At 73.1% G+C, this 245-nt stretch carries 1 pseudogene; it reads left to right on the plus strand.

The features are described from left to right. A pseudogene (locus SB725_RS33205) lies at positions 1-245 on the plus strand (LysR family transcriptional regulator); the annotation flags it as partial.

Raw genomic sequence — 245 nt, forward strand, 5'->3', positions numbered from 1 at the left:
GCCTGGCCAGCCACAGCGCCCTGGCGGTGTACCTGGAGGAACAGGCCCTGCACCTTGGCCGGCGCATGCAGTTGCGCATCCGCGCCGAAGGCTTCGACGCCGTGCTGCGCATGGTGGCCCGCGGCGCCGGGCTGGCCCTGGTGCCCCTGGCGGCCCTGCAACGCAACCTGCACCTGGCTCTGCAAAGCCGCCCCTTGAACGAGGCCTGGGCACGCCGCCGCTTGCTGCTGTGCGCCCGCGACTTC

Origin of the sequence: Pseudomonas sp. SIMBA_041 (assembly GCF_046535095.1) — a bacterium.
Classification (GTDB): Bacteria; Pseudomonadota; Gammaproteobacteria; order Pseudomonadales; family Pseudomonadaceae; genus Aquipseudomonas; species Aquipseudomonas mucoides.